23 protein-coding genes are annotated in these 22,753 nt (G+C 69.0%); 13 read left to right on the top strand and 10 right to left on the bottom strand.

Translation table 11 applies throughout. The features are described 5' to 3' along the window. Nucleotides 1–18: 18 nt before the first annotated feature. Nucleotides 19–690 (bottom strand): dethiobiotin synthase, encoded by a 672-nt coding sequence (bioD, locus tag BMW54_RS11670; RefSeq protein ID WP_090056107.1) that lies wholly within the window; start codon nucleotides 688–690, stop codon nucleotides 19–21. 73 nt (nucleotides 691–763) lie between these two features. Here bioD and BMW54_RS11665 point away from each other — a divergent pair, with 73 nt between their 5' ends. Beyond that, nucleotides 764–1,255, top strand: coding sequence for a GAF domain-containing protein (locus BMW54_RS11665; RefSeq protein ID WP_090056104.1), 492 nt, complete (start codon nucleotides 764–766; stop codon nucleotides 1,253–1,255). A 98-nt stretch (nucleotides 1,256–1,353) separates the two neighbouring features. Here BMW54_RS11665 and yihA read toward each other — a convergent pair whose 3' ends face one another. Continuing rightward, nucleotides 1,354–1,998 (bottom strand): ribosome biogenesis GTP-binding protein YihA/YsxC, encoded by a 645-nt coding sequence (gene yihA, locus BMW54_RS11660; protein WP_090056102.1) that lies wholly within the window; start codon nucleotides 1,996–1,998, stop codon nucleotides 1,354–1,356. Nucleotides 1,999–2,172: 174 nt separating this feature from the next. Between yihA and BMW54_RS11655 the strand changes: the two genes are divergently transcribed. From BMW54_RS11655 to BMW54_RS11635, 5 genes are all read left to right on the top strand, one after another. After that, the gene (locus BMW54_RS11655) at nucleotides 2,173–2,982 is read left to right on the top strand and encodes a c-type cytochrome (RefSeq protein WP_090056099.1); all 810 of its coding nucleotides are present in this window, start codon (nucleotides 2,173–2,175) and stop codon (nucleotides 2,980–2,982) included. A 73-nt stretch (nucleotides 2,983–3,055) separates the two neighbouring features. Then, entirely contained in the window at nucleotides 3,056–3,943 is an 888-nt protein-coding gene (locus BMW54_RS11650) for a thiol:disulfide interchange protein DsbA/DsbL (protein WP_090056098.1), read from the top strand. Between the two features lie 29 nt (nucleotides 3,944–3,972). After that, complete coding sequence (locus BMW54_RS11645) at nucleotides 3,973–4,629, top strand: thiol:disulfide interchange protein DsbA/DsbL (RefSeq protein WP_090056095.1); 657 nt, start codon at nucleotides 3,973–3,975, stop codon at nucleotides 4,627–4,629. A gap of 83 nt (nucleotides 4,630–4,712) precedes the next feature. After that, a complete protein-coding gene (locus BMW54_RS11640; protein ID WP_090056092.1) occupies nucleotides 4,713–5,528 on the top strand; it encodes an endonuclease/exonuclease/phosphatase family protein in 816 nt (271 codons plus the stop codon). 8 nt (nucleotides 5,529–5,536) lie between these two features. Next, nucleotides 5,537–5,914 (top strand): hypothetical protein, encoded by a 378-nt coding sequence (locus tag BMW54_RS11635; protein ID WP_090056091.1) that lies wholly within the window; start codon nucleotides 5,537–5,539, stop codon nucleotides 5,912–5,914. 45 nt (nucleotides 5,915–5,959) lie between these two features. On the opposite strand, the gene BMW54_RS11630 is transcribed toward BMW54_RS11635, so the two are convergent. After that, nucleotides 5,960–7,600 carry a glycoside hydrolase family 17 protein gene (locus tag BMW54_RS11630; RefSeq protein ID WP_090056089.1) on the bottom strand — a complete coding sequence of 547 codons (1,641 nt, stop codon included), beginning with the start codon at nucleotides 7,598–7,600 and terminating at the stop codon, nucleotides 5,960–5,962. A 146-nt stretch (nucleotides 7,601–7,746) separates the two neighbouring features. Between BMW54_RS11630 and BMW54_RS11625 the strand changes: the two genes are divergently transcribed. The 3 genes from BMW54_RS11625 to BMW54_RS11615 all read left to right on the top strand — a co-directional run bounded on the left by BMW54_RS11625 (nucleotide 7,747) and on the right by BMW54_RS11615 (nucleotide 12,090). Beyond that, nucleotides 7,747–9,852: a transglycosylase SLT domain-containing protein gene (locus tag BMW54_RS11625; RefSeq protein ID WP_343124115.1), complete on the top strand. Its 2,106-nt coding sequence runs from the start codon at nucleotides 7,747–7,749 to the stop codon at nucleotides 9,850–9,852. A 64-nt stretch (nucleotides 9,853–9,916) separates the two neighbouring features. Continuing rightward, complete coding sequence (locus BMW54_RS11620) at nucleotides 9,917–10,855, top strand: complex I NDUFA9 subunit family protein (protein WP_090056085.1); 939 nt, start codon at nucleotides 9,917–9,919, stop codon at nucleotides 10,853–10,855. 8 nt (nucleotides 10,856–10,863) lie between these two features. Further along, the gene (locus BMW54_RS11615; RefSeq protein ID WP_090056082.1) at nucleotides 10,864–12,090 is read left to right on the top strand and encodes a multifunctional CCA addition/repair protein; all 1,227 of its coding nucleotides are present in this window, start codon (nucleotides 10,864–10,866) and stop codon (nucleotides 12,088–12,090) included. Here BMW54_RS11615 and BMW54_RS11610 read toward each other — a convergent pair. Together BMW54_RS11610 and BMW54_RS11605 are read right to left on the bottom strand one after the other, a co-directional pair. Further along, entirely contained in the window at nucleotides 12,087–13,280 is a 1,194-nt protein-coding gene (locus BMW54_RS11610; RefSeq protein WP_090056081.1) for a class I SAM-dependent methyltransferase, read from the bottom strand. The two genes, BMW54_RS11615 and BMW54_RS11610, sit on opposite strands and share 4 nt — an antisense overlap. 59 nt (nucleotides 13,281–13,339) lie before the next feature. Next, nucleotides 13,340–15,448, bottom strand: coding sequence for a TonB-dependent receptor (locus tag BMW54_RS11605; RefSeq protein ID WP_090056078.1), 2,109 nt, complete (start codon nucleotides 15,446–15,448; stop codon nucleotides 13,340–13,342). Between the two features lie 383 nt (nucleotides 15,449–15,831). Here BMW54_RS11605 and BMW54_RS19040 point away from each other — a divergent pair, with 383 nt between their 5' ends. Next, nucleotides 15,832–16,770 (top strand): hypothetical protein, encoded by a 939-nt coding sequence (locus tag BMW54_RS19040; protein ID WP_254779304.1) that lies wholly within the window; start codon nucleotides 15,832–15,834, stop codon nucleotides 16,768–16,770. A gap of 141 nt (nucleotides 16,771–16,911) precedes the next feature. Next, nucleotides 16,912–17,649, top strand: coding sequence for a pteridine reductase (locus BMW54_RS11595; protein WP_090056077.1), 738 nt, complete (start codon nucleotides 16,912–16,914; stop codon nucleotides 17,647–17,649). On the opposite strand, the gene BMW54_RS11590 is transcribed toward BMW54_RS11595, so the two are convergent. From BMW54_RS11590 to tsaD, 5 genes are all read right to left on the bottom strand, one after another. After that, entirely contained in the window at nucleotides 17,650–18,504 is an 855-nt protein-coding gene (locus BMW54_RS11590; RefSeq protein ID WP_090056074.1) for a DUF6159 family protein, read from the bottom strand. A 60-nt stretch (nucleotides 18,505–18,564) separates the two neighbouring features. Then, a complete protein-coding gene (folK, locus tag BMW54_RS11585) occupies nucleotides 18,565–19,056 on the bottom strand; it encodes a 2-amino-4-hydroxy-6-hydroxymethyldihydropteridine diphosphokinase (RefSeq protein ID WP_090056073.1) in 492 nt (163 codons plus the stop codon). A 1-nt stretch (nucleotide 19,057) separates the two neighbouring features. Next, a complete protein-coding gene (locus BMW54_RS11580; RefSeq protein ID WP_254779302.1) occupies nucleotides 19,058–20,326 on the bottom strand; it encodes a mechanosensitive ion channel family protein in 1,269 nt (422 codons plus the stop codon). Further along, on the bottom strand, nucleotides 20,323–20,682 hold the full coding sequence (folB, locus tag BMW54_RS11575; RefSeq protein WP_090056070.1) for a dihydroneopterin aldolase: 360 nt from the start codon (nucleotides 20,680–20,682) through the stop codon (nucleotides 20,323–20,325). The genes BMW54_RS11580 and folB overlap by 4 nt, the downstream gene beginning before the upstream one ends. Before the next feature lie 153 nt (nucleotides 20,683–20,835). Further along, entirely contained in the window at nucleotides 20,836–21,876 is a 1,041-nt protein-coding gene (tsaD, locus tag BMW54_RS11570) for a tRNA (adenosine(37)-N6)-threonylcarbamoyltransferase complex transferase subunit TsaD (RefSeq protein WP_090057057.1), read from the bottom strand. Nucleotides 21,877–21,941: 65 nt separating this feature from the next. Between tsaD and rpsU the strand changes: the two genes are divergently transcribed. Together rpsU and BMW54_RS11560 are read left to right on the top strand one after the other, a co-directional pair. After that, the gene (rpsU, locus tag BMW54_RS11565; RefSeq protein WP_029213735.1) at nucleotides 21,942–22,157 is read left to right on the top strand and encodes a 30S ribosomal protein S21; all 216 of its coding nucleotides are present in this window, start codon (nucleotides 21,942–21,944) and stop codon (nucleotides 22,155–22,157) included. Nucleotides 22,158–22,290: 133 nt separating this feature from the next. After that, nucleotides 22,291–22,734, top strand: a complete 444-nt coding sequence (locus BMW54_RS11560; protein ID WP_090056068.1) for a GatB/YqeY domain-containing protein — start codon at nucleotides 22,291–22,293, stop codon at nucleotides 22,732–22,734. The last annotated feature ends 19 nt before the right edge of the window (nucleotides 22,735–22,753 follow it).

The raw sequence follows: 22,753 nt of genomic DNA, 5'->3' as shown, positions 1-22,753 counted from the left end.
GCGGGCGTGAAGGGGCCGTCAGGCCAGCGCCGCGATGTTCAGCAGACGCGCGGCGTCGGCCGGAGCGAGCCCATGCGGCAGCACGCCGAGGCATGGCGCGGGCAGGCATTCGCGGAGCGTCGCGATGTTCTCGTCGGCCAGCGGCATGTCGCGATCGACGCGGTTGGCGATCCAGCCGACGAGCCGACAGCCGTCCGCCTCGATCGCGCGGGCGGTGAGTCGCGCATGGCTGATGCAGCCGAGGCGGATGCCGACGACCAGGACCACGGGCAGGTCCCAGCGCCGGGGCAGATCCTCCGCGGACATCCCCTCCGCCAGCGGCACCAGCCATCCACCCACCCCCTCGACGACGACGCGGTCGTAGTCCCGCCCGAGCCGGCGGAAGGCGTCGTCGAGCGGCGGCCAGCCGATCGCCACGCCCTCGCGGAGCGCGGCGAGGTGCGGGGCGACGGCTTCCTCCAGCGCGATGGGATTCACCAGCGCGTAGGCAGGAACGGGCGAACTGGCGGCCTGCAGGGCGAGCGCGTCCTCGTTGCGCAGCCCGTCGGGGGTACGGGCGGAGCCGCTGGCGACGGGCTTCATGCCCGCGACGCGCGCGCCGGACTGGCCCAGGGCGTGGATCAGCGCCTGCGCGCCGTGGGTCTTGCCGATGCCGGTATCGGTACCGGCGACGAAGAGGTGTCGCGACATCGGGGAGCGGCCTTGCGGGAACGGGGACGTGGCACCATACACGGCCCATCCCCATCGAAACACCGGAACCGTCATGTACGAAGCCAGGGCCATCGCCACCGACGACAAGGCCGCCCTCTACGCGGACCTCGTCCAGCAGGCCGAGGGCCTGATGCACGGCGAGACGAACGCGATCGCCAACGCGGCGAATTTCGCCGCGCTCGTCTACGACGTCGTGCCGGATCTCAATTGGGCGGGCTTCTACCTGTTCGACGGCACCGAGCTCGTCGTCGGCCCCTTCCAGGGCAAGCCGGCCTGCATCCGCATCGCCATCGGCCGCGGCGTGTGCGGTACGGCGGCACAGACGCGGCAGACGCAGCTCGTGCGCGACGTCCACGAATTCGCCGGACACATCGCCTGCGACGCCGCCTCGAACTCGGAGATCGTGGTGCCGCTGGTCAAGGCCGACGGCACGCTGTACGGCGTGTGGGATGTCGACAGCCCGTCGGTCGCGCGCTTCGACGACGAGGACCGCAAGGGCATGGAGGCGCTCTGCGCCGTGTTCATGCGCACGCTGGAAGCCTGACGACTCGCGCGCGCCATCGCCGATACGATCGGCTCCCACCCTTCGGTAGGTGGCTACCGGAGGGGTGGGAGCCGATCGTATCGGCGATTCACGCCGCCTCAGAGCTCGTGCGGGCGCGGCGTCTGCAGCAGCTCGACGATGCGAGCCCTCGCCTCCTCCACACCGATCTTCGAGGGCGAGGAAAAGATCTGCGCGGTGCCGGGCACGCCGTTCTTGCGGAAATCCTTGCGGAGGGCCTCCAGCGCCGCCGAGGCCTGCCCACGCGAGACCTTGTCGGCCTTGGTCATCAGCACGTGGCAGGGGAGCTCCGTCGCCGCGCAGAACTCCAGCATCGTGCGGTCGAAGTCCTTCAGCTCATGGCGGATGTCCACGATGAGCACGATGCCGCGCAGGCTGCGGCGCATCTTCAGGTACGCGTCGATCTCGCCGCGCCAGTGCTTGCGCATGGCCTCGGGCACTTTCGCGTAACCGTATCCCGGGAGGTCGACCAGGCGCGTGTCGATGGGCGCCGCGCCCTCGATCTTCAGCGGCGGCAGGTCGAACACCACCATCAGCTGGGTGCGCCCCGGCGTCTTCGACGTGCGCGCGAGCCCGTTGTGCCCCGTCAGCGCATTGAGCGCGCTCGACTTGCCCGCGTTGGAGCGGCCGGCGAAGGCCACCTCGGCGCCCTGGTCGTACGGGAGCTGGGTGATTTCGTTCGCGGCCAGCACGAAGCGGGCACCGTTCAGGGGATTCGAAGACATGGGAAAGGCCGTCGGCGCAGCGGAAACGTAAGGCCCGGCAGTGTATGCGATTCGGCCGCCCGCCCGGGCACCGGCACGGTTTGACCGGGCTCTCCAACGCCCCCCATAATCGATTGGATGCGGCGCGGCAGGGAGCGCGCCCGGTCTTGGAAGGTTCCCCTTTTGGAGAGACTCATGAAGTTTCGGCACGCCGTCGCTGCCATCACCGCGTTGCTCGTCATGCATGCAGCCGCGGCCCAGACCGCCGCTCCCGCCAAACCGGCCACCGCGCCGGCGCCGGCCGCCACCGCCGCGAAACCGGGCGCGAATCCCGCGACCGATCCCGCCACACCGGGCATGCCGACGGCCGATGCCGCCACGACGCCCGCACCGGGTGGCGCCACCACCGCGCTGAAGCCGGGCGACGCCACGGCCGGCCAGGGCAAGGCCGCGGCTTGCGGCGCCTGCCACGGGCCGGATGGCAATTCGACCGACGCCCAGTATCCGCGCCTCGCCGGCCAGAGCGAGCAGTACATCGCCGCGCAGCTCGCCGATTTCAAATCGGGCAAGCGCAACAATCCGATCATGGCGGGGTTCGCCGCCCCGCTGTCCGAACAGGACATGCACGACATCGGCGCGTATTTCGCGAGCAAGACGTCGCTGCCGGGCGTCGCCGACCAGGCGCTGGTCAAGCAGGGCGAGAGCCTCTACCGCATGGGCGACGCGGCACGCGGCGTGCCCGCGTGCATGGCCTGCCACGGGCCCGATGGACGCGGCAACCCGGGCGCGCATTACCCGCAGGTCGCGAGCCAGCATGCCGCGTACGTCGAGGCGCGGCTGAAGGCGTTCCACGACGCCGACGAAGCGGCGGCGGGTCCCCACGCGAAGATCATGATCACGATCGCGCAGAAGCTCAGCGACAAGGACATGGCGGCCGTCGCCAGCTTCATCGAGGGGCTGCACACGAACGAGCCGGGCTCGTCCGCCGCACCCGCGACGCCCTGATGGCGTTAAAGTGTGAAGATCGAACGGGCCCTCGGGCCCGTTCTCGTTTCAGAAGGTAAGAAAAGGACCCCCCATGCGTATGCGCCTTCCCCTCCTCTGCGCGGCCCTGATCGGCCTCGCGGCCTGCGGTTCCGGCAACGGCGACACCGCCGCGCCAGCGGCCGGCTCCACCCCCGCGCCGGCCCAGACCGCGGCCGCGGCGCCCGCCGCCCCCGCGACGACGCCGGCACCCGCCACGACCGCCGCTCCGGCGGCGACGGGCACGGCCGCGGCCGCGCCGACGCCCGCGGCATCCACCGACGCCGACGACGCGAAGCGCCCGGACCCGAAGCCGTTCGTCGACGACGGCAAGTGGGTGGAGGGGAAGAACTACTTCCGCATCGACCCGGCGCAGCCGACCAGCACCCCGGGCAAGATCGAAGTCACCGAGGTGTTCTCGTACGGCTGCCCCGCCTGCTTCCAGTACCACGGCGTGGTGGACGAACTGGCGAAGAGCCTGCCGAAGGGCACGGTGATGACCTATACGCCGGCCTCGTTCCGCCCGGACGAGAACTGGCCCCTGCTCCAGCGCGCCTACCTCACCGCGCAGGCGCTGGGCGTCGACAAGCAGACGCACGACGCGATGTTCGACGCCGTGTTCAAGAGCGGCGAGCTCGGCATCATGGACCAGAAGACGGGCAAGCCGAAGGCGCCGTCGGGCTGGCCGACGATCGACGACGTGGCGAAGTTCTACGCGAAGTCCGGCATCAAGGCGGAAGACTTCGTGGCCACGGCCAACTCGTTCACCATCAACACCAAGATGAAGCGGGCCGATGAACTGATCCGTGCGTACGAGGTCGATAGCACGCCGACGATCGTCGTGAACGGCAAGTACCGTCTCACGCCGGGCAGCGCCGGTGGTTATCCGCAGTCCGTCGAGCTGGTCCAGTGGCTCGTCAGCAAGGAAGCCGCGGGCAAGTGACCGCGCTTCGACCCCTACAGGAGATCCCGATGTTCAAGCGTCTTTCCATCCTCTTCGTCGGCCTCGCGCTGACCGCCGCGTGCAGCGCTCGCCCCGCCGAAGACGCCGCCGCCAAGCCGGCGTACACCGAAGGCACGGAATACGTCGCCACGACCACGCCGGGCCGCCTCGATCCGAAGGACGGCAAGGTCGAGGTCGTGGAAGTGTTCTCGTATGGCTGCGTGCATTGCGCGCACTACGAGGAGTACGCCGAGAAGCTGCAGAAGGAATTGCCGAAGGGCGTGGTGTTCCATGCCGTGCCGGCCGCGTTCAACGACGCCTGGCTGCCGTACGCGCAGGCGTACTACGCCGCGCAGGCACTGAAGGTGCCTCCGGCGGCGCACGCGGCGCTGTTCAAGGCCATCCACATGGACCACTACCCGCTGCGCACGATCGAGGAGCTGGCTGGCTGGTACAAGCAGAACTACGGCGTGGACGCGCAGAAATTCATCCAGCTCGCGACCCAGGACGACGGCATCCGCAAGCGCATCCTCGCCGACGGAAAACTCATCCAGGGCTGGGGCATCGACGGCACACCCACGATCGTCGTCGACGGCAAGTACCGCAGCAACTCGATCAAGAGCTTCGACGAACTCAACGGCGTCGCGAAGTACCTGGTCGACAAGGAACTGAAGGGCGGCAAGTAAGCCCTCGCCCACCGATGCCCTCCGTTCACACGGCGGAGGGCATCCTCTGGCCCTCAAGGCCAGTCGAGAACGATGCGACACCCATGACCCGCGCCTCGCCGAAACTCCAGCCCGCCTCGCCGCAGTGCACGTTGCGGCTGCTGAGCTGCAACATCCTCGCCGGTGCGAGCGTGCAGCGTTACAGCGACTACGTCACGCGGAGCGTCAACGCGGTGCTGCCCGGCCGGGCCAAACTCGCCAACCTCGATTCGCTCGCCGAGCTGCTTCACGAGTTCGACGTGGTCGGCCTGCAGGAGGCCGACGCGGGAAGCCTGCGCTCCGGCTTCCTCAACCAGACCCGCTACATCGCCGAGGCCGCCGGCATGCCGTACTGGAGCCATCAGCCGAACCGGCCGATGGCACGCGTGGCGCATTCGGCCAACGGCCTGCTCAGCCGTCTGGAACCGTCGGAAGTCATCGATTACCCGCTGCCGGGCCGGATCAAGGGCCGCGGCGCCCTTTTCGTGCGCTTCGGCCAGGGCGACGACGCGCTGGTGGTGGTCATCGCCCACCTGTCGCTTGGCGCGGCGGCCCGGATGGGACAGCTCGCCTTCATCGCCGAACTGCTCGCGCCGTATCCGCACGCCGTGCTGATGGGCGACCTCAACACCGAGCCGACCAGCGCGGAGATGCGCCACCTCTTCGCGAAGACGGCACTCCAGCCGCCCGCGACGCCGACGCCCACGTTCCCCAGCTGGAAACCGCGGCGCGCGCTCGACCATATCCTCACGTCCACCGACATCGCACTCGAGCGGACGTGGACATTGCCCCGCGCGTTCTCCGATCATCTGCCCATCGCCGCCGAAATCCGCCTGCCCATCGCTCTCGCGCAGGCCGCGGGTGCGGCCACATCGGACTGAACCCACGCATGCCTTCCCGTCTTCGCGCCGCCCTGCCCTGGGTCGTCATCGTCATCGCGGCGATCGTCGCCACGTGGGTACGTTATGGCTTCATCGAGCCGCCGCACATCGCTTACGCATGCGAAGCCGGCCACGGCCCCTGGTGGTGCGGCACGCGCAACCTGATCGTCCTTGGCTTCCTGAGCTATGGTTACGGCTATGCCGCCGCCGTCGCCGCGTTGGTGTCGCTTTTCCTGCGCAGCACGGTGGCCGCGGTCGTCGCCACATCGCTGGGCGTCGTCGCCCTGCAGCTGTATTGCTACGAAGCCGGCGCGTTCGCGCTGCTGATCGGCGCGCTTCGGCTGGTGCGCGTGCAGGTCGACCGCGCACATCCCGCGGTCGCCTGACGCATCGATCGCCGATGCGATCGGCTCCCAGACTCCGCCGGGTTGCTACGGCGCCCGGGCGGCCGCCCGGCGCCACTCGACCATCACCGGCACGGCGAGCAGCAGGTTGAGCAGCAGCCAGCCCCACGACACGGCGTTGATGCCCCGCTCCTGCACCACGACAGCGGCACCGAGGATCACGAGCCAGACCGCGAGCAGGCGTTCTTCGACCAGCGGCTTCGCAATCGCATCGCGCGTGCGCAGTAGCGCCAGCACGAAGAAGCCCACGCAGGGCAGCGCGAACAGACCGACGGGGAAGTCGCGGTAGCGACCGTTGAACACCATCAGGATGCCGTACAGCGTCAGCACGAACATCCAGAAGAAGCGCTGCGGCGTGAACGTGTCCGCCCACTGGATGCCCCAGCGACGACGCTCGGCGGGACGCGGCGCGACGGCCGCCGGGCTCATCGGCGCGGCGAGGCGTGCGGCGATGGCCCGTGCCAGCAGGAAGGCGGTGACGCCACCGGCTACGCCGATGACGGCGCCGACGATCCATTCGGTCGTGTCGCGGCAGGCGAACAGGAGCAGGCGCGCATGCGCCGCGAGCGCCGTGCCCGAAGCGAAGCCGGCGAGCGCGAGCGCGCTCCAGCCCGCCGCACCCCGCCAACGCCGGCGCGCCGCGCCGCCGACGACGAAAGCCAGGGCGCCAAGCGCACCCGCGGCGATGGCCCACGTCCAGCGCGGCTCCTCCACCACGGGTCCCACCATCGCGAACTTCGGCTCGGCATGGACGTCGAAGATGCCCCAGAAGCCGCCGACCGTGCCTTCGAGATCGCGCTTCCACGGCTGGTCGAACGCCTCGATGACGTTGTACGGCATGTCGACGGTCGCGGCGTAGTTGAGGAACTCGCGCACGTAGCGCGCCTCGTTGACGAGGCTGGCGCTCGCCTCGCGCCGCGTGCGCCCCTGACTCGGCCAGCCCGTCTCGCCGATCATGACCTGGCGTCCGGCGAATTCCGCCTTCATGCGCTGGTAGACGTCCGCCACGTGGCGCACGGCCTTCTCCGGCGCGACGGGTTCGTCCTCCCAGTAGGGCAGGATGTGGATCGTCACGTAGTCGACCGCTTTGGCCAGGCCGGGATGTTTCTGCCAGAACTCCCAGACGTCGGCATAGGTGACCGGGACATCGGTGGCCGCGTTGACGCGCTCGATGTACGCCGCCAGCGCCTTCTCGGAAAGCTCGCCGCGCAGCAGCACCTCGTTGCCCACGACGATGCCGCGCAGGCTCGCGTGGTCGCGCTTCGCCGCCTCGAGGCCGAGCTTGATCTCGCGCTCGTTGGCGATCGTGTCGCGCCCGAGCCAGATGCCCATCAGCACCTTCATGCCGTAGCGACCGGCGATGTCGGGCACCGCGCCCAGGCCCTGTCCCATCGAATACGTGCGGACGCAATCGAATCGCGTCGACAGAGCCTTCAGGTCGGCGTCGATGCGTTCGGGTGAGATGAAGGCATTCGGATCGAAGGGGGTCTCGCCGTCGAGGCGATAGGGCGCATAGGAGACGCAGGCGATCTTCGCCGTGGGTGAATCCGGCAGATCGACGGGGCGACCCAGCAGCCACCAGTACGCCACGCCGAACACGGCGGCGATGACGAGGACGATCCATGCGAGCGGTCGCGCAAGCCGCGCGAGGGAGGATGGGGGCGACATGCCGTTCCGAGTCGTGTCCAGGGGTGAACGGTACAAGCTTAGCGGGCCGCGTGGATAAGGGCGATGTTCGCCATCGCGTCCGTTCATCCGGCCTGCGCGCACGGTTACCTTACAATCCGGTCGGTATGCACTCGTGAAGGAACCCGATGATGACGAACGCCCCGGCCGCGCGCCATGCCGCCCGCCCCTTGCGCATCCTGGCCCGCCTCGCGCTCGTCGCCATGGGCGTCGGCACGGTCGTCGCCGCGCAGGCCGAAGGTTCGGCGGCCGAGCGCCTCCGCTTCCGCCAGGCTTATGCCAGCGCGCAGCAGGGTGGCGACGCATGGCGCGCGCAGGCGGCCGGACTCGAGAACTACGTGCTGTTCCCCTATCTGGAGGCGGCGGCGCTGAGCCACGATCTGCGCACGCTCGACCGTGCGCGCGTCGACGCCTATCTGTCGCGCTATCCGGGGATGATTCCCGCCGCCGACCTCCGCCGCGACTTCCTGGGTGAACTGGCGCGACGCAAGGACTGGGCGACCTTCACCGCCATGTACCAGCCCGGCCTCGGCGACGGGCTGAGTTGTTTCGCATTGCAGGCACGCCTGTCGCGCGGCGAGCCCCTGGTCTTCGAGCGCGACCTCGCCGACCTGTGGAAGAAGGCGAGCCTGCCGAACGCCTGCGATCCCGTCATCGCGGCGGCGCACGACCAGGGCTTGCTGACGCCGGAGCGCCTCTGGTCCCGGATCCAGATCGCGGCCGACGCGGGCAAGGGCGGCACCGTCGCCTCACTTGCGCCGTGGCTGCCGCCCGAGGACGCGATCGCAGCCCAACGCATCGCCCAGGCGCTCAACGATCCCGCCACCGCGCTGTCCGCCGCGGCGAACTGGCCGGACACGCCACGCCATCGACAGGCGGTCACCCTCGCGCTGCAGCGCATGGCGCGCAAGCAGTCGGCCGCGGCCGATACCGCCTGGACGACGCTGCGCCCGCGTTTCAGCCTGAGCGAGCAGCAGACCGGCGCGATCGAGAACGCGCTCGCGCTGTTCCATGCCACCGACTTCGACGCCTCCGCGCTCGACCGGCTGGCCGCCCTGCCCGCCGGTGCGCAGACCGATGCCACGCGCGAATGGCGCGTGCGCGTCGCCCTCGCACGCCAGGACTGGCCCGCGGCACTGAGCGCGCTCGACGCCCTCGGCGCGTCGCAGAAGGACGATGGCGAGTGGCGTTATTTCCGTGCGTTCGTGCTGGCGAAGCTCGGCCGCCAGGGCGAAGCGAAGGCGATCTACCAGTCCGTCGCGCAGGAGGCGACCTATTTCGGATTCCTCGCCGCCGACCGCGTGGATGCCGCGTACGCGATCTGCCCCGCCCGCATGGCGACGGACGAAACCCGCGAGGCCGCCCTGCTCGGCGATCCCGGGCTGGATCGGGCCTTCGAACTCTATGCCGTGGGGCTGCAGAAGCTGGCACGGCGCGAATGGACCGCCGCGCTGGCCGGTCGCGACGCCGACACACAGCGCCTGGCCGCCGATCTCGCCTTCCGCAAGGGCTGGTACGACCGCGCGGTCTTCGGGCTCTCGTCGGGCGACGCGCTGCGGCTGTACGAGCAGCGCTTCCCGCTCGCGCGGCAGGACGGCGTCGTGGAGCAGTCGAGCCAGGCGGGCATCGAAGCGCCGTGGGCCTACGCGATCATCCGCGCGGAAAGCGCTTGGATGAGCGACGCGCGCTCCGGCGCGGACGCGCGCGGCCTCATGCAGCTGCTGCCGTCGACGGCCGCGCTCGTCGCACAACGCAACGGCCTCTCGTGGACGGGAGGCGAAAGCCTCTACGAGCCCACCGCCAACATCGTGCTCGGCACGCGCTATCTCGCGCAGATGGCCGCCCGCTTCAACGGTGCGCCGTGGCTGGCCAGCGCGGCGTACAACGCGGGCCCGAACAAGGTCGACCAGTGGGTCGCGGCGCGCGGGAACCTCGAGCCCGACCTCTTCGTGGTCAGCATTCCCTATAAGGAGACGCGCGAGTACGTGGCGCGCGTGATGGCCTTCGCCGTGATCTACGACTGGCGCCTCAATGGCAATGCCCTGCCGATCGCCACGCGCATGACTCCGTTCGGCAGCACGTACACGCTGCCGACCAGCGGCGCGGTGCGCAAGCCGGTGAGCTGCCCCGCACCGGCGGTCGCCACGCCGGCGCCGGCGTCGACGCCCGCCGCCATGGAGCCCGCGCCCGCCAGCGCCACGTCGGCGCCGACCCCACAGGATCCGCAGCAGTGAACCGGTTGGCGGCGGTACGCCAGCGGCCTACGCTGCCCGGGTCGTCGCCTTCCGGGAGCTCGCCATGAAACGCCAGCGCATCGTCATCCTCGGTGGTACCGGGTTCCTGGGCGGCCATGTCGTGCCGCGACTGGCCGCCGACGGGCACGAACTGCTCCTGCTGTCCCGCAACCGGCAAGCCCATCGCCAACGCGCGGTGGGCCGCGGCGTTACCGTGGTCAGCGCCGATGTCTACGACCCGGCCGTCCTGCGCCGGCACATCGCGGGCGCGGACGCCGTGATCCAGATGGTGGGCATCCTCAACGAAAGCGGACGCCAGACGTTCGAACGCGTGCACGTCGGCCTGATGCGCCTGGTGGTCGACGCGTGCCGCGACGTGGGCGTGCATCGCCTGCACATGATGAGTTCGCTCAACGCGGGACGCGGGTCGTCCGGGTACCTGCGCTCGCGCGGCGAAGCCGAAGCGCTGGTGAAGGCCTCCACGCTCGACTGGACGATCTACGAACCCAGCACGCTGTTCGGCCCCGGTGATGGCCTCGTCACACGTTTCGACGGCCTCCTGCGCATCGCGCCGGTGGTGCCGCTGCCACGACCGGAAGCGAAGATGGCGGCCGCGTACGCGGGAGACGTCGCCGAGGCCGTGGCGCGCTGCGTCGCCGACGATGCCTCGGTGCTGCGCACCTACGAACTCTACGGTCCCGAAGTGTGGACGCTGCTCGACCTCGTCAGGGCCATTCGCGACGCACGCGGACGGCGGCGCCTGGTGCTGCCACTGCCGGACGCGCTCGGACGGCTGCAGGCGCAGCTCGCGCAGTTCGCGCCGGGCAAGCCGTTCACGCCCGACAATTTCCGCTCGTTGCTCACGGATTCGGTCGGCCAGACCGACGGTTTCGCGCAGCTCGGCATCCACCCGCAACGCCTGAGCGCATGGCTGCCCCGCCTGCTCGGGCCGTCCGCGCGCCAGCGTCGCCTCGACGAGGCGCGCGGTCGCCACCGTCGCTGAACGGACCCATGGACATCTACCTCGTCGGCGGCGCCGTCCGCGACAAACTGCTCGGACGCACCGTCGTCGATCGCGACTGGGTCGTGGTCGGGGCCACGCCGGACGAGATGCTCGCCGCGGGCTATCGCGCCGTCGGCAAGGATTTTCCAGTGTTCCTCCACGGCGACACGAAGGAGGAATACGCGCTGGCGCGTACGGAGCGTAAGACCGGCCGTGGTTATCACGGCTTCGCGTTCCATGCCGATCCGTCCGTCACGGTCGAACAGGATCTCGAGCGGCGCGACCTCACCATCAATGCGATCGCGGAGCGCGACGACGGCACGCTGGTCGATCCCTTCGGGGGCGTGGGCGACATCGAGGCTCGTGTCCTGCGGCACGTCTCCGATGCCTTCGCCGAAGATCCGGTACGCCTGCTTCGCGTGGCGCGCTTCGCCGCGCGCTACGCCCCCTTGGGCTTCCGCGTGGCCGAGGAAACGATGGCGCTGATGCGGCGCATGGTGGAGGACGGCGAGGTCGACCATCTCGTGCCCGAGCGCGTCTGGGCGGAAACCCGCAAGGCCCTCGCGGAACCGATGCCGTCGGCATTCCTGCGCGTGCTTCGCGAAAGCGGCGCGCTGCGCGTGCTGTTTCCGGAAGTCGACGCGCTCTACGGCGTGCCGCAACGGCCGGAATACCATCCCGAGGTCGACACCGGCGTGCACGTGGAGATGGTGCTCGACGCCGCGGCGAGGCTCGCCCCGGGCGACGCGCTGGTCGGCTGGTGCGCGCTCACGCACGATCTCGGCAAGGCGCTGACGCCGGCGGATGTCCTGCCACGCCACATCATGCACGAGCAGCGCGGCATCGAGCCGGTTCGCGCGATGTCGGCGCGGTTGAAGGTGCCGGTCGAGTACGCGTTCATGGCGGAGATGGTGTGCAGACACCACCTCAACGCGCACATGGCGCTGGAGCTGAAGCCGACGACGATCCTGCGCCTGCTGGAAGCGCTTGGCGCGCTACGCCGTCCGCAGCGCCTCGAGACGTTCCTGCTCGCGTGCGAGGCCGACAAGCGGGGCCGCCTCGGCTGCGAAGATGCCGCGTATCCGCAGGCGGATTACCTGCGCGCGTGCCGCGACGCGGCCGCCGCGGTCACGTCGCAGCCATTCGTGGAGAAAGGTCTGCAGGGTCCCGCGATCGGCGAGGCGATGAAGAAGGCGCAGGCGCAGGCCATCGCCGCCGTCGTGAAGTCGGCCTAGAGCCGCGATCCCTGGTCCGCCGCCATCACGCCCTCCGGCAGCGCCGCGGCGTCGATACCCTTGGCGAACAGCATCACCTGGAAGCGCTCGCCCATCTGGTCGGGCAGCGTGAGCTTCTTCACTTCCTGCGACAAGCGATACCGCGCCGCCTCGTCGGTGAGCGCGAGGTAATCGTCCTCGAAGAGTTCCTGCAACCCGCTGGCGATGAGGAACTGCGCCTGCGGCATGTACGCGGCGACGCCGAAGCCGGCGCTGTTGCCGGCCTCCGCGAGTGCGGTGAAATCGACCGAGGCGGTGAGGTCCTGCAGGCCCGGAAGATGGAAGGCGTCGCCATGCGCGCGGTGGCGATAGAACGCGCGCAATGTGCCGTCGTCGCGTTCGGGCAGGTAGAACTCGCCGCGGGTGTATCCGTAGTCGGCGAAAAGCATCGCGCCGCTGCGCAGGCTGCCGGCGACCGCCTGGATCCAGTACGGAAGCTGCGGAAGGATCTCGCTGCGGTAGCCGGTCGCGAAATCGCGACCGAGGTCGCGTTCGACGTGACGCACGGCGCCACCCACGAGCGCGTCGGCGGGGCGGTCGCTGCGCACGAAGCGGCGGTCGCCGTCGAGCACGACGTGCTCCTCGTAGACCTCGCCGTCGCGCATCGCGAAGCGGGTCGTCGGCAGCGCGTCGATCACCTCGTTCGCGAAGAGCACGCCGTCCCAGTCCTCTTCCGGCGGGCCATCGAGCCAGACCGCGCGCGCGAAGAGCGCCGCGGGAAGATTGGCATGCAGGCGCTCGCGCTGGCGCTCGCGCAGATCGGCGCTCGGCTCGAGGATCATGAAACGGCGAGGCACGTGCCCGGCGGCGTCCAGCGCCAGCAGGGCGGCTTCGGCGAACGCACCGCTGCCGCCGCCGATCTCCATGAAATCGGCCTCCGGCCCCAGCGACGCCAGGACCGGCACGAACGCGCGGACGACGCATCGAGCGAACAGGCTGCCGAGTTCGGGCGCGGTGATGAAATCGCCCTCTTCGCCGAACTTCGCCTTGCCCGCGCTGTAGTAGCCCAGGCCCGGCGTGTACAGGCAGCGCTCCATGAACCGCGAGAACGGCATGGGCCCGTGCGAGGCGATCTCCTCACGCAGGAGATCGGCAAGGTGATCGGAGTGCGCGCGCTCGTCGGCGCCGGGTTCGGGCAGTCTGGAAGTCATGCGTCGGGCAGTTCGTGAAGCGAACCGACAGGATAGCGGATGGGGACGCCCCGGACACCTCAGAAATCCTGCTGGATCGACAGGAAGACGCCGCGGCGCGGACCGAATTGCGGCGCGCCGACGCCGATGCCCGAACCGTCGCGGATCTCGTACGTGCGATCCAGTGCGTTCACCAGCGCCAGCTGCGCATGGGTCGTGCCCGCCGATGTGAGGTTGAAGTCGTGCGCGACACTGAGGTTCAGCTGGAAGTACGACGGCAGCGTCGCGCCGTTCGGAACGATGCCGTCGCGACGCAGGCCGGAGCCGAACAGGTAATCGGCGCCGATGCGCGTGGTGTCCGCGAAGGCATAGCTGATACCGCCCGACGAGGTGTACTTCTGGTCGTGGTCGAGATGGATGAAGTGGTCGGCGATGTAGGCGAGGTCGTCCGGATCGAAGTTGTACTGGCCCGTGATGATGCGCTTGCCCACGGCGCGGTTGTACGCGAAGTTGAAGTACGCGGTGAGCGCGCCGCCGTCGTAGTTCACGGTCAGTTCGTCGCCCTTGACCTTGCCCTGGTCGTAGTTGAACGTCGAATACACCAGCGCCGCGCCAAACTGGCCTTCGTCCTGCAGGCGCGACACGCGACGGTAGTAGCTGTCGAGGCCGACCGTCCAGGCGTCGCCGAACTTCTGCGAGATGCCGACGTCGTAGTAGCTCGAGCGCTCGGCGAGCGGCGTGTCGTTGCCGTCGCCCGGCAGGGCGTTGGTCGTCCCCGCGAACTTCGCGATCGACGTCGGGCTGATCGACTCCGAGGCGGGCGGCGTGAAGTAACGCGAATACCCCGCGTGGATCGTCGTGCTGTCGGTCGGCTGGTAGACGAGACCCACGCGCGGACTCAGCTGGCTCTCGGGGCGGAACGCGTCGTAGCGGTCGGCACGCACGCCGTAGTTCACCGTCCACTTCTCGCCGATGCTCCATTCGTCCTGCAGGTACAGGGCGTAGGTCCGGGCGATGACGCGGCTTGCATCCACGATGTTCAGCGGTGTCGTGGAGGTCTGGTTACCGGCGGCGTCCGCGGGAAACACGAGCGCGTCGTTCGTGGACGTGGCGCGCTCGAACGACGCGTACATGCCGTAGCGCAGCGTGTGATCGTCTCCCAGCGGCGTGGAGAAGTCGGCCTGAAGGGTGCTCGCGCGGTTGGCGCGACGCACGTCGGACGCGATGCCGTTGAACATGAGGTCGCCGATGTCGTCGGGCGTGAAATCGAGGCCGCTGTAACGCTGGCCGGCGGAGACCTGGTAAGCCGTCGTGCCGAGCTTGCCCTGCAGGCTGAGCACGCCGAACCGCGTCGTCTCGCGCTGGCGCTCGTCGAGCCGCGCCGAGTCGAAGTTGGTCACGTCGAGGTAACCGAACTGCGGCGTCTGGCCCGGGTTGTTCGGGATCTCGAAACGGTTGTTGGTGGCGCCGAAGAGGAAGCTCAGGCGCGTGTCGTTGTCGATCAGGTACGACACGTCGCCGAACGCCTTCACCTGGTTCGTGTGGTCGTGGACCGGCTTCCGGCTGGAGGTGGGATTCTCGATACCGACATCGTTCTCGAGATAGTTCGCGGTGAGGAACCAGCTCCACCGGCCGCTGCGCCCGAACAGCGAGGCGTTCGGATTCACGGTGCCGAACTGGCCGCCCGTGATGCCGACGCTGCCGCCGACACCATCCTTCGCCGCCGTGCGCGTCGTGATGTCGACCACCGCGGCGGTGCGGTCGCCGTACTGGGCGGGCAACGCACCGGTGAGCAGCTTCACGCTCTGGATGGTGCGGGCGTCGAGCGTCTGCCCGAAGCCGCCGATGCTTTCGGGGATGATCACGCCGTCCACCCGGTACTGCAGGTTGGCGTGGTCGCCACGGACATGCAGCTGCCCGTACGAATCCTGCACGACGCCCGGCGCCTGCAGCAGCACCTGGTTCAGCGGCGTCGAGTCGCCTAGCGGCAAGGCCTGGATGGTCTGCCGATCGATCACGTACTGACTGCTGCCGGTATCGGGCGAGAGGCTGTTTCGGGCCTCGTCGAGGCGGGCAGACACGTCCACCTCGCCGAGCGTGGTGGCTTTCTGAGGTGCCGCGTCGTCCGCGAAGGCGGGGGCGACGGACAGGGCGAGGGCGATGCTGAAAGCGAGGCGTGCAGGCGTCATGGGGGGCGTGTCCGGGGAACGTTATATTGTTTCAACACAGTGTGTACCCCGGACCTTTCCGGTCACTTTCCTCGGAAGCCGGCCACCGTCGTGGGAGCGGACCTGGCCGCGACAGCTCCTGAGGCGATGCCCTGAAGCTGGCGCGCCACCTTGGGGACCGGGGCGAAGAGCCGTCGCGGCCAGGTCCGCTCCCACAACGGCCGGAGGCCCTGTCTGTGGGACCTGCTGGCGCGCCACCTTGGGGACCACGCGCGAAAAGCTGTCGCGGCCACGGCCGCTCCTGCAGACACGGTTCGTTTACGCCGCCGACGCGACGATGCGCCATCGCATACGTGGAGACGACGATGGCGAGCCGTGAGCCTTCATCGACATCGAAAGAAATCGTGCCCGCCTCGGGCGCCGACCGGGGTGACAGCCCCGTCGCCCGGGCCATCCTCGAATTCGTCAGCCGCATCCCCGACAGCGAAGTGCCCCGCGCCAGCAAGGGCACGGCGGAAGAAGAATGCCGCCGGCTGGCGAGCGCGGCCGCGAACAAGGCGGCCCTTACCGCCGGCTCGCTGGCGTTGCCGCCCGGGCCGCTCGGCTGGTTGACCGTGCTGCCCGAGCTGGTCGCGATCTGGCGCATCCAGGGCCAGCTGGTCAGCGACATCGCGGCCGCCTACGGCAAGACGGCGAAGCTTGGCCGCGAGCAGATGCTCTGGTGCCTGTTCCGCCATACCGCCGCGCAGGCGTTTCGCGATGTCGCGATTCGCGTCGGCGATCGACTCGTGTTCCGCACCGCCGCCACGAGCGTGCTCCAGCGCGTGGCGAGTCGCATCGGCGTCAGCGTCTCGAAACGCGCCGTCGGCAAGGGCATCTCCCGCTGGCTGCCGATCGTCGGTGCGCTGGGTGTCGGCGCATACGCGTACTACGACACCGGCCAGGTCGCGAAAACGGCCATCGATCTGTTCAGCGGGGAGGTGCACATCGACGACGAGCCGCCGGGCGGCAAGGCGACGAAGCGCGAGGTGGCGACCGTGGATCATCGGGACGAGAGCACCACCGATCTCGCTGGCGCAGAGGATACGAAGGAAACCGGTGGAGCACGCGCCGCACGCGGCTCGGCACCCCCGACGAAGACGCGCGTGCGATCGCGCTCGAAGGGCTCGGTCGACGGAGCGGCCGCCAAGCCCGCCTCGCAGCGGAAAACGAAGGCTCCTGCCGGAAAGGCGGTGAAGAAGGCGGCCGTGCGCAAGCGCGCGACGACGAAGAAGGTCGCGGCGGCGAACACGGCGAAAGCTCCGAAGAAGACCGCGTCCCGTTCGAAGTCGGCGGCCCGCTAGAAACCACCCCGAAGGCGCTGTCTGGCGCGAGCAGCCATCGCGCCCAGGTGCGCTCCAACGGGATCTTCCGCGACAGCGCGCTTCCCACGGCCGGGCGATTGCGGCACGCTACCCGCGCCACGGAAAGCGAGGGAAGTCACGATGAGCAAACCACCGGTCGTTCTCGTCACCGGCGCCGCGCGCCGTGTCGGTGCGGTCATCGTGCGTCGCCTGCATGAAGCAGGCTGCGACGTCGCCATCCACTATCACCGCTCGGCCGACGACGCGCGCGCGCTCGCGGACGAGCTCGACGGCATTCGCGCGGGCAGCGCCGCGACGTTCGCCGGCGCCCTGGGCGAGGCGGACGTCCCTGCCCGGCTCGTCGCCGACGTGACGGCGCGATTCGGCCGTCTCGATGGCCTCGTCAACAATGCATCGTCGTTCTATCCCACACCCATCGGCAGCGCGACGCCGGCGCAGTGGGACGATCTCTTCGCCGCGAACGCGCGCGCGCCGTTCTTCCTCTCGCAGGCGGCTGCCCCGGCACTACGCGCCAGCGGCGGAAGCATCGTCAACATCGTCGACATCTACGCCGAGCGCCCCCTCGCGCAACACCCCATCTACTCGATGGCGAAAGCCGCGCTGGGAATGCTCACGCTCTCGCTGGCGAAGGATCTCGCGCCCGAGGTCCGCGTGAACGCCGTCGCACCCGGCGCGATCCTCTGGCCTGCCTCCGGCAAACCGGAAGAAGCCGCCGAAGCGCTCATTGCGAAAACGCCGCTGGCTCGCAAGGGCGAGCCAGCGGATGTCGCGGAAGCCGTGCGCTGGCTGCTGCTCGACGCGCACTACACGACGGGTCAGGTCGTCCGCGTCGACGGCGGACGCGCCCTGAACATCTGATCAGTTCTTCGGACGGAACGCCGATTCGATCAGCGCGACGTCGAAGCCCTGGCCCGGATCGCCTTCTTCCGTGTAGCGATAGAGCGCGGCGGAATACACGCCGTGCATCGCGGTCTGGAACAGGCTGAGTGCGACGAGACCGACCACGGCGGCGACGCCCACGGCGATCATCAGTGCGAACGACTGCGTGCTTGCGGCGAGGAAGAACAGGATCGCGCTGACGAAGATCAGGCAGAAGGTGAGGATGCCGCCGGCGAGGCCGATGCCCGCGTTGCCGATGAGGTTCTCACCCCACGTGCGCTTGAGCAGCGAGGCGCTACGCTTCACCGCGTCGACCGGGCCGATGTCCTGCGCCGCGAGCACCGGAACCACGAGGAAGGTCGCGACCGTCCAGCCGAAGCCCAGCATGCCGACGACGATGCGGCCGATGAGGCCGAAACGTTCCTGCAACGCGCGCAGGATCATGCCGACCGTCGCCGCGATCAGCGCGTAGCCAATGATGTTCGGCAGCTTGCTCGTGGCGGCGCGCATGCCGTCCCCCAGCGTGGGGTTGCCGCCGCCGAGACGGATCAGCGCCGCTGCGGCGAGGGCGACGTTGAAGAAGATCACGACGCCGTACTGCACGACGTAGAACGCGAAGCTGACAAGCAGGAACAACGTGGAAGGACTCTGCCGCTGCCCCTCGAATCCCGCCTGGCCATGCGAGGCCAGCGAGAAGATCGGCCATGCGAAGCTCGCGATGACGATGAGCGACGCCACGCCCGCGAGCAGCGGGAAGAGCATGAGCTCCTTGTCCTGGCGAAGGATGTTGGCGCTGGCTTTCATGAGCGCCCAACTGCGTGCGAACTTACCCATTCCCCTGCTCCCCTGGCGGTCCGATGTGGACCGCGTTGTAGCATCTTGGTGGGGGCGTCGCTAGGGGAAGAAGTTGGCCACCGGCGAGAGCGGTTCGCTTTCCCAGGGAAAAGCCGCCCACAGCTCAGCCATGCTGCGTCCGTCGACGGGGTGGCGGACGTCGGGCGCGATGTCGGCCATCGGCTTGAGGACGAACGCGTGGCGGAGCTCGCCGCGGGGCAGTTCGAGGTGCCCTTCCCCGCTGAGCACGAGGTCGTCGTACAGCACGATGTCGACGTCCAGCGTGCGGCTGGCGTAACGGTCGCCGCCGCGGACGCGCCCGTGACGGTCCTCCAGCGCGTGCAGCCAGTCGTTGAGGTCTTCCGGACCGAGGTCGCTGTCGAGGCCGACCGCGAGGTTCAGGAAATCGGGACCGTCGAAGCCCACCGCCTTGCTCCGGTAGACCGGCGACACGTCGAGCGCGCCGAACCGCTCGCGCAGTTCCGCGACCGCCACGGCCAGCCAGTGCTCGGCATCGACGTTGGAACCGAGGCTGAGCCAGGCACGACCCATGTCAAGCCACCTCCGCGATCGACTGTCGCAGCGCGCCGACGCCGTCGCGGACGTCGCCGCCCGACGGCTGCTGGAACGGTCGCAGCCCGAAGGCCGGCAGGATCGCGATGAGGTGATCGAAGATGTCGGCCTGGATGCGCTCGTAATCGAGCCACACGACGGTGTTGGTGAAGCAGTAGATCTCCAGCGGCACGCCCTGGGGGCCCGGGTCGCGCATGCGCACCATGCGGGTCATCGCATCGTGTACATCGGGGTGCGCGGCGAGGTACGCCTCGGCATAGGCACGAAACGCGCCGATGTTCGTCTGCCGCCGACGATTGACGGGCAGTTTGCCCGCCTCTCCGAGCGCCTCGTTCCAGCGACGGATGTCGTCGCGCTTGCGTGCGAGATAGGCCTTGAGCAGGTGCACGTTGCCGAAGGCCTCGATCTCGTCGTCTTCAAGGAAACGGATGCAGGCGGCGTCGATGTAGAGCTCGCGCTTGATGCGCCGGCCGCCCGACTCGGACATGCCACGCCAGTTCTGGAACGATTCGGAGATCAGTTTCCAGGTGGGCACGGTGACGATGGTGCGATCGAAATTGCGCACCTTCACCGTATGCAGCGTGATGTCGATGACGTCGCCGTCGACGCCCGCCGAGGCCATCGTGATCCAGTCTCCCACGCGCAGCATGTCGTTCGTGCTCAGCTGGATGCCGGCGACGAAGCCGAGGATGGTGTCCTTGAACACGAGCAGGAGAACGGCCGACATCGCACCGATGCCGGAAAGCAGCAGGCCGATGCTCTGGTGCGTGAGCTTGGTGATCACGAGCACCAGCGCGACGATCCACAGCGCCAGCTGGAGCAGCTGCACCACGCCCTTGATCGAGCGTTTTCCGGCCGGCGTCGCGCTGTACAGCGATTCGAACGCCAGCAGCGCGCGGCCCATCGCGGCGATCACGCACACGATGATCCAGCAGACGGCGAGGTTGCGCACGAAGGTGGCGATGCCGTCGTCGTCGCGATGCAGGAGCACTCCGATGCCGTAATAGACGACGATGGCCGGCAGCATGCGCGCGATCCAGCGGAACGCGCCGAACTCGTAGAGGGCGTCGTCCCAGCGCCAGGCCGTGTGCCGGGTCGCAGCGCGCACGACGCGATGCAGGAACAGCCGGCCGAGCAGACCCACGAGCCACGCCGCGACGAACAGGCCGCCCACGAGGACCACGCGGCGCAGTTCGGGCGACGCGATGGTCTCTTCGAGCATGCCCAGCATGGCGCCGAGGTCGATCATGCCGGACGCGTGCCGCGCTCGATCCGCACGCCCACCGCGCGTGCGCCGCGCACGGCGCCGGGCTTGGAAAGCTTCAGGCGCACCCAGCTCACGCCGAACTCCTCGCGGACGATCTCCGCGCAGCGCTCGGCGAGCGTCTCGACGAGGCCGAAGCTCGTCGATTCCACGTACGCCTGCAGCCGCTTCGACACCGCCTTGTAGTTCAGAGTGTGCTCGATGTCGTCGCTCGCGGCCGGACGGCGGTTGTCGAAGGCCATCTCGAGATCGAACGACAGCGTCTGCCGGATCCGGCGCTCCCAGTCGTAGATGCCGATGACCGCGTCGATGCGCAGGTCCTCGATGAAGACGATGTCCATGGAATCAGGGCGTGGAGGGGGTAGTACAGGGTCGGCGAGGTGCGGCGATTTCGCAAGTCGGCCGGGCCCGCTCCCACACCCCAGATGTCGTGGGAGCGCACCCGGGCGCGACCGCTTTTCGCGAGGAGCCGCAGGGCCGCGGCCCCGGCGCGGTCACGCCGCCGGCAGGCTCTCGAGATTCCAGCGCGGATGAACCTGGATGGTTTCGTCCTGATGCTGACCCGACGCGAGGCGGATGGCGCCGGCGAGCGCGATCATCGCGCCGTTGTCGGTGCAGAACGCGAGACGCGGGAAGTAGACGCGGAACCCGTCCGCCTGCCCGGCCTGCGCCAGCTGCTCGCGCAGCCGCTTGTTCGCGCCGACGCCACCGGCGATCACGAGGCGCTTCGCGCCCGTGGCCTCCAGCGCCCGGCGGCACTTGATGGCCAGCGTATCGACGATGGCCTCCTCGAAGCCGCGCGCGATGTCGGCCCGGGTCTGCTCGCTCTTGTCCGAGGCCTGCCAGGCCAGCAGCACCTGGGTCTTCAGGCCCGAGAAGCTGAAATCCAGCCCCGGGCGATCGACCATGGGCCGGGAGAAGCGAAACTTGCCCGGCGTGCCCTGCTCCGCCAGCTTCGCCAGCGCGGGACCGCCCGGGTATGGCAGGCCCATGAGCTTGGCCGTCTTGTCGAACGCCTCGCCCGCGGCGTCGTCCAGGGTGTCGCCGAGGATCCGGTATTCGCCGATGGCCTTGACCTCGACCAGCATCGAATGACCGCCGCTGACCAGGAGCGCCACGAACGGCGGTTCCGGGGGATCGTCCTCGAGCAGCGGGGCCAGCAGGTGTCCTTCCATGTGGTGGACGCCTATCGCCGGCACGCCGAGGGCCCAGGCCATGGCGCGGGCGGCGGAGGCCCCGACCAGCAGGGCGCCGACCAGACCCGGACCGGCCGTGTAGGCCACGCCGCCAAGGTCGGCGGGGGTGAGCCCGGCGCTCTTAAGGGCCTCGCGGACCAGCGGGAGCAGCTTGCGGACGTGGTCGCGGCTGGCCAGTTCCGGCACGACGCCGCCGTATTCGGCATGGAGGGCGATCTGGCTGAAAAGGGCATGGGAGAGCAGCCCGCGGCCCGGGTTTTCGGGGTCCCAGCGCAGCAGCGCGACGCCCGTCTCGTCACAGGACGTTTCCACCCCTAGCACGGGCTTTGAATTTTTCATTTCGATCACGTTATAATCCACGGCTCACCCGGTCTCACGGGTCAGTTTAAACAAGTGGAGTTTCCATGCCGAGCGTTAAAGTCCGCGAGAACGAGCCGTTTGAGCTTGCCCTTCGCCGCTTCAAGCGTACGTGCGAGAAGGCTGGCGTGCTGGCCGAAACGCGCAAGCGCGAATTTTACGAAAAGCCGACCCAGGAGCGTAAGCGCAAGCGCGCTGCTGCTGTGAAGCGCCACCTGCGCCGTCTGTCCCGCGACACGACGCGCCGGACCCGCATGTACTGATGCACCCGCCGGCCCCCGTGGCCGGGCTGGTGTCGCGGTTGGCGCGTTTATGCCGCTGCCGCGTTCAGGCGGAAATCCCGAGCCGGCTTTGCCGAAAGGTGAAGCCGGCTTTTCGTCGTCCCGGAGAAAAGAAATGAGCCTCAAGGCAAAGATCACCGAAGACATGAAGGCCGCCATGAAGGGCGGGGAAAAGGATCGCCTGGCCGTGATCCGCCTGGTCCAGGCCCAGATCAAGCAGCGTGAAGTCGACGAACGGATCGAACTGGACGACACCCAGGTGCTCGCCGTGCTCGAAAAGATGCAGAAACAGCGCCGCGACTCGATCGAGCAGTACGACAAGGCCGGCCGCGACGACCTGGCATCGATCGAACGCTACGAGATGGGCATCATCGACGGCTACCTCCCCGCCAAGCTGTCGGAGGCGGAGCTCGACGCCATCATCGCCGCCGCCATCGCCGAATCGGGCGCCACCTCGGCTCGCGACATGGGCAAGGTCGTGGCCCTGATCAAGGAAAAGGCCGCCGGCCGCGCCGACATGGCCGCCGTGGCGGGCAAGGTGAAGGCGAAGCTGGCCTGATCCGCCCGTAGGAGCGCGC

It is taken from the genome of Luteibacter sp. 329MFSha, from assembly GCF_900111665.1.
Taxonomy (GTDB): Bacteria; Pseudomonadota; Gammaproteobacteria; order Xanthomonadales; family Rhodanobacteraceae; genus Luteibacter.
The sequence above is the reverse complement of the archived record's forward strand: the minus strand, read 5'-3'. Positions and strand labels throughout refer to the sequence as shown.

Bases quoted from the DNA above. Each gene is read 5' to 3' on its own strand.
- bioD (WP_090056107.1), bottom strand. From the start codon at position 690: ATGTCGCGACACCTCTTCGTCGCCGGTACCGATACCGGCATCGGCAAG.
- BMW54_RS11665 (WP_090056104.1), top strand. From the start codon at position 764: ATGTACGAAGCCAGGGCCATCGCCACCGACGACAAGGCCGCCCTCTAC.
- yihA (WP_090056102.1), bottom strand. From the start codon at position 1,998: ATGTCTTCGAATCCCCTGAACGGTGCCCGCTTCGTGCTGGCCGCGAAC.
- BMW54_RS11655 (WP_090056099.1), top strand. From the start codon at position 2,173: ATGAAGTTTCGGCACGCCGTCGCTGCCATCACCGCGTTGCTCGTCATG.
- BMW54_RS11650 (WP_090056098.1), top strand. From the start codon at position 3,056: ATGCGTATGCGCCTTCCCCTCCTCTGCGCGGCCCTGATCGGCCTCGCG.
- BMW54_RS11645 (WP_090056095.1), top strand. From the start codon at position 3,973: ATGTTCAAGCGTCTTTCCATCCTCTTCGTCGGCCTCGCGCTGACCGCC.
- BMW54_RS11640 (WP_090056092.1), top strand. From the start codon at position 4,713: ATGACCCGCGCCTCGCCGAAACTCCAGCCCGCCTCGCCGCAGTGCACG.
- BMW54_RS11635 (WP_090056091.1), top strand. From the start codon at position 5,537: ATGCCTTCCCGTCTTCGCGCCGCCCTGCCCTGGGTCGTCATCGTCATC.
- BMW54_RS11630 (WP_090056089.1), bottom strand. From the start codon at position 7,600: ATGTCGCCCCCATCCTCCCTCGCGCGGCTTGCGCGACCGCTCGCATGG.
- BMW54_RS11625 (WP_343124115.1), top strand. From the start codon at position 7,747: ATGATGACGAACGCCCCGGCCGCGCGCCATGCCGCCCGCCCCTTGCGC.
- BMW54_RS11620 (WP_090056085.1), top strand. From the start codon at position 9,917: ATGAAACGCCAGCGCATCGTCATCCTCGGTGGTACCGGGTTCCTGGGC.
- BMW54_RS11615 (WP_090056082.1), top strand. From the start codon at position 10,864: ATGGACATCTACCTCGTCGGCGGCGCCGTCCGCGACAAACTGCTCGGA.
- BMW54_RS11610 (WP_090056081.1), bottom strand. From the start codon at position 13,280: ATGACTTCCAGACTGCCCGAACCCGGCGCCGACGAGCGCGCGCACTCC.
- BMW54_RS11605 (WP_090056078.1), bottom strand. From the start codon at position 15,448: ATGACGCCTGCACGCCTCGCTTTCAGCATCGCCCTCGCCCTGTCCGTC.
- BMW54_RS11595 (WP_090056077.1), top strand. From the start codon at position 16,912: ATGAGCAAACCACCGGTCGTTCTCGTCACCGGCGCCGCGCGCCGTGTC.
- BMW54_RS11590 (WP_090056074.1), bottom strand. From the start codon at position 18,504: ATGGGTAAGTTCGCACGCAGTTGGGCGCTCATGAAAGCCAGCGCCAAC.
- folK (WP_090056073.1), bottom strand. From the start codon at position 19,056: ATGGGTCGTGCCTGGCTCAGCCTCGGTTCCAACGTCGATGCCGAGCAC.
- BMW54_RS11580 (WP_254779302.1), bottom strand. From the start codon at position 20,326: ATGATCGACCTCGGCGCCATGCTGGGCATGCTCGAAGAGACCATCGCG.
- folB (WP_090056070.1), bottom strand. From the start codon at position 20,682: ATGGACATCGTCTTCATCGAGGACCTGCGCATCGACGCGGTCATCGGC.
- tsaD (WP_090057057.1), bottom strand. From the start codon at position 21,876: ATGAAAAATTCAAAGCCCGTGCTAGGGGTGGAAACGTCCTGTGACGAG.
- rpsU (WP_029213735.1), top strand. From the start codon at position 21,942: ATGCCGAGCGTTAAAGTCCGCGAGAACGAGCCGTTTGAGCTTGCCCTT.
- BMW54_RS11560 (WP_090056068.1), top strand. From the start codon at position 22,291: ATGAGCCTCAAGGCAAAGATCACCGAAGACATGAAGGCCGCCATGAAG.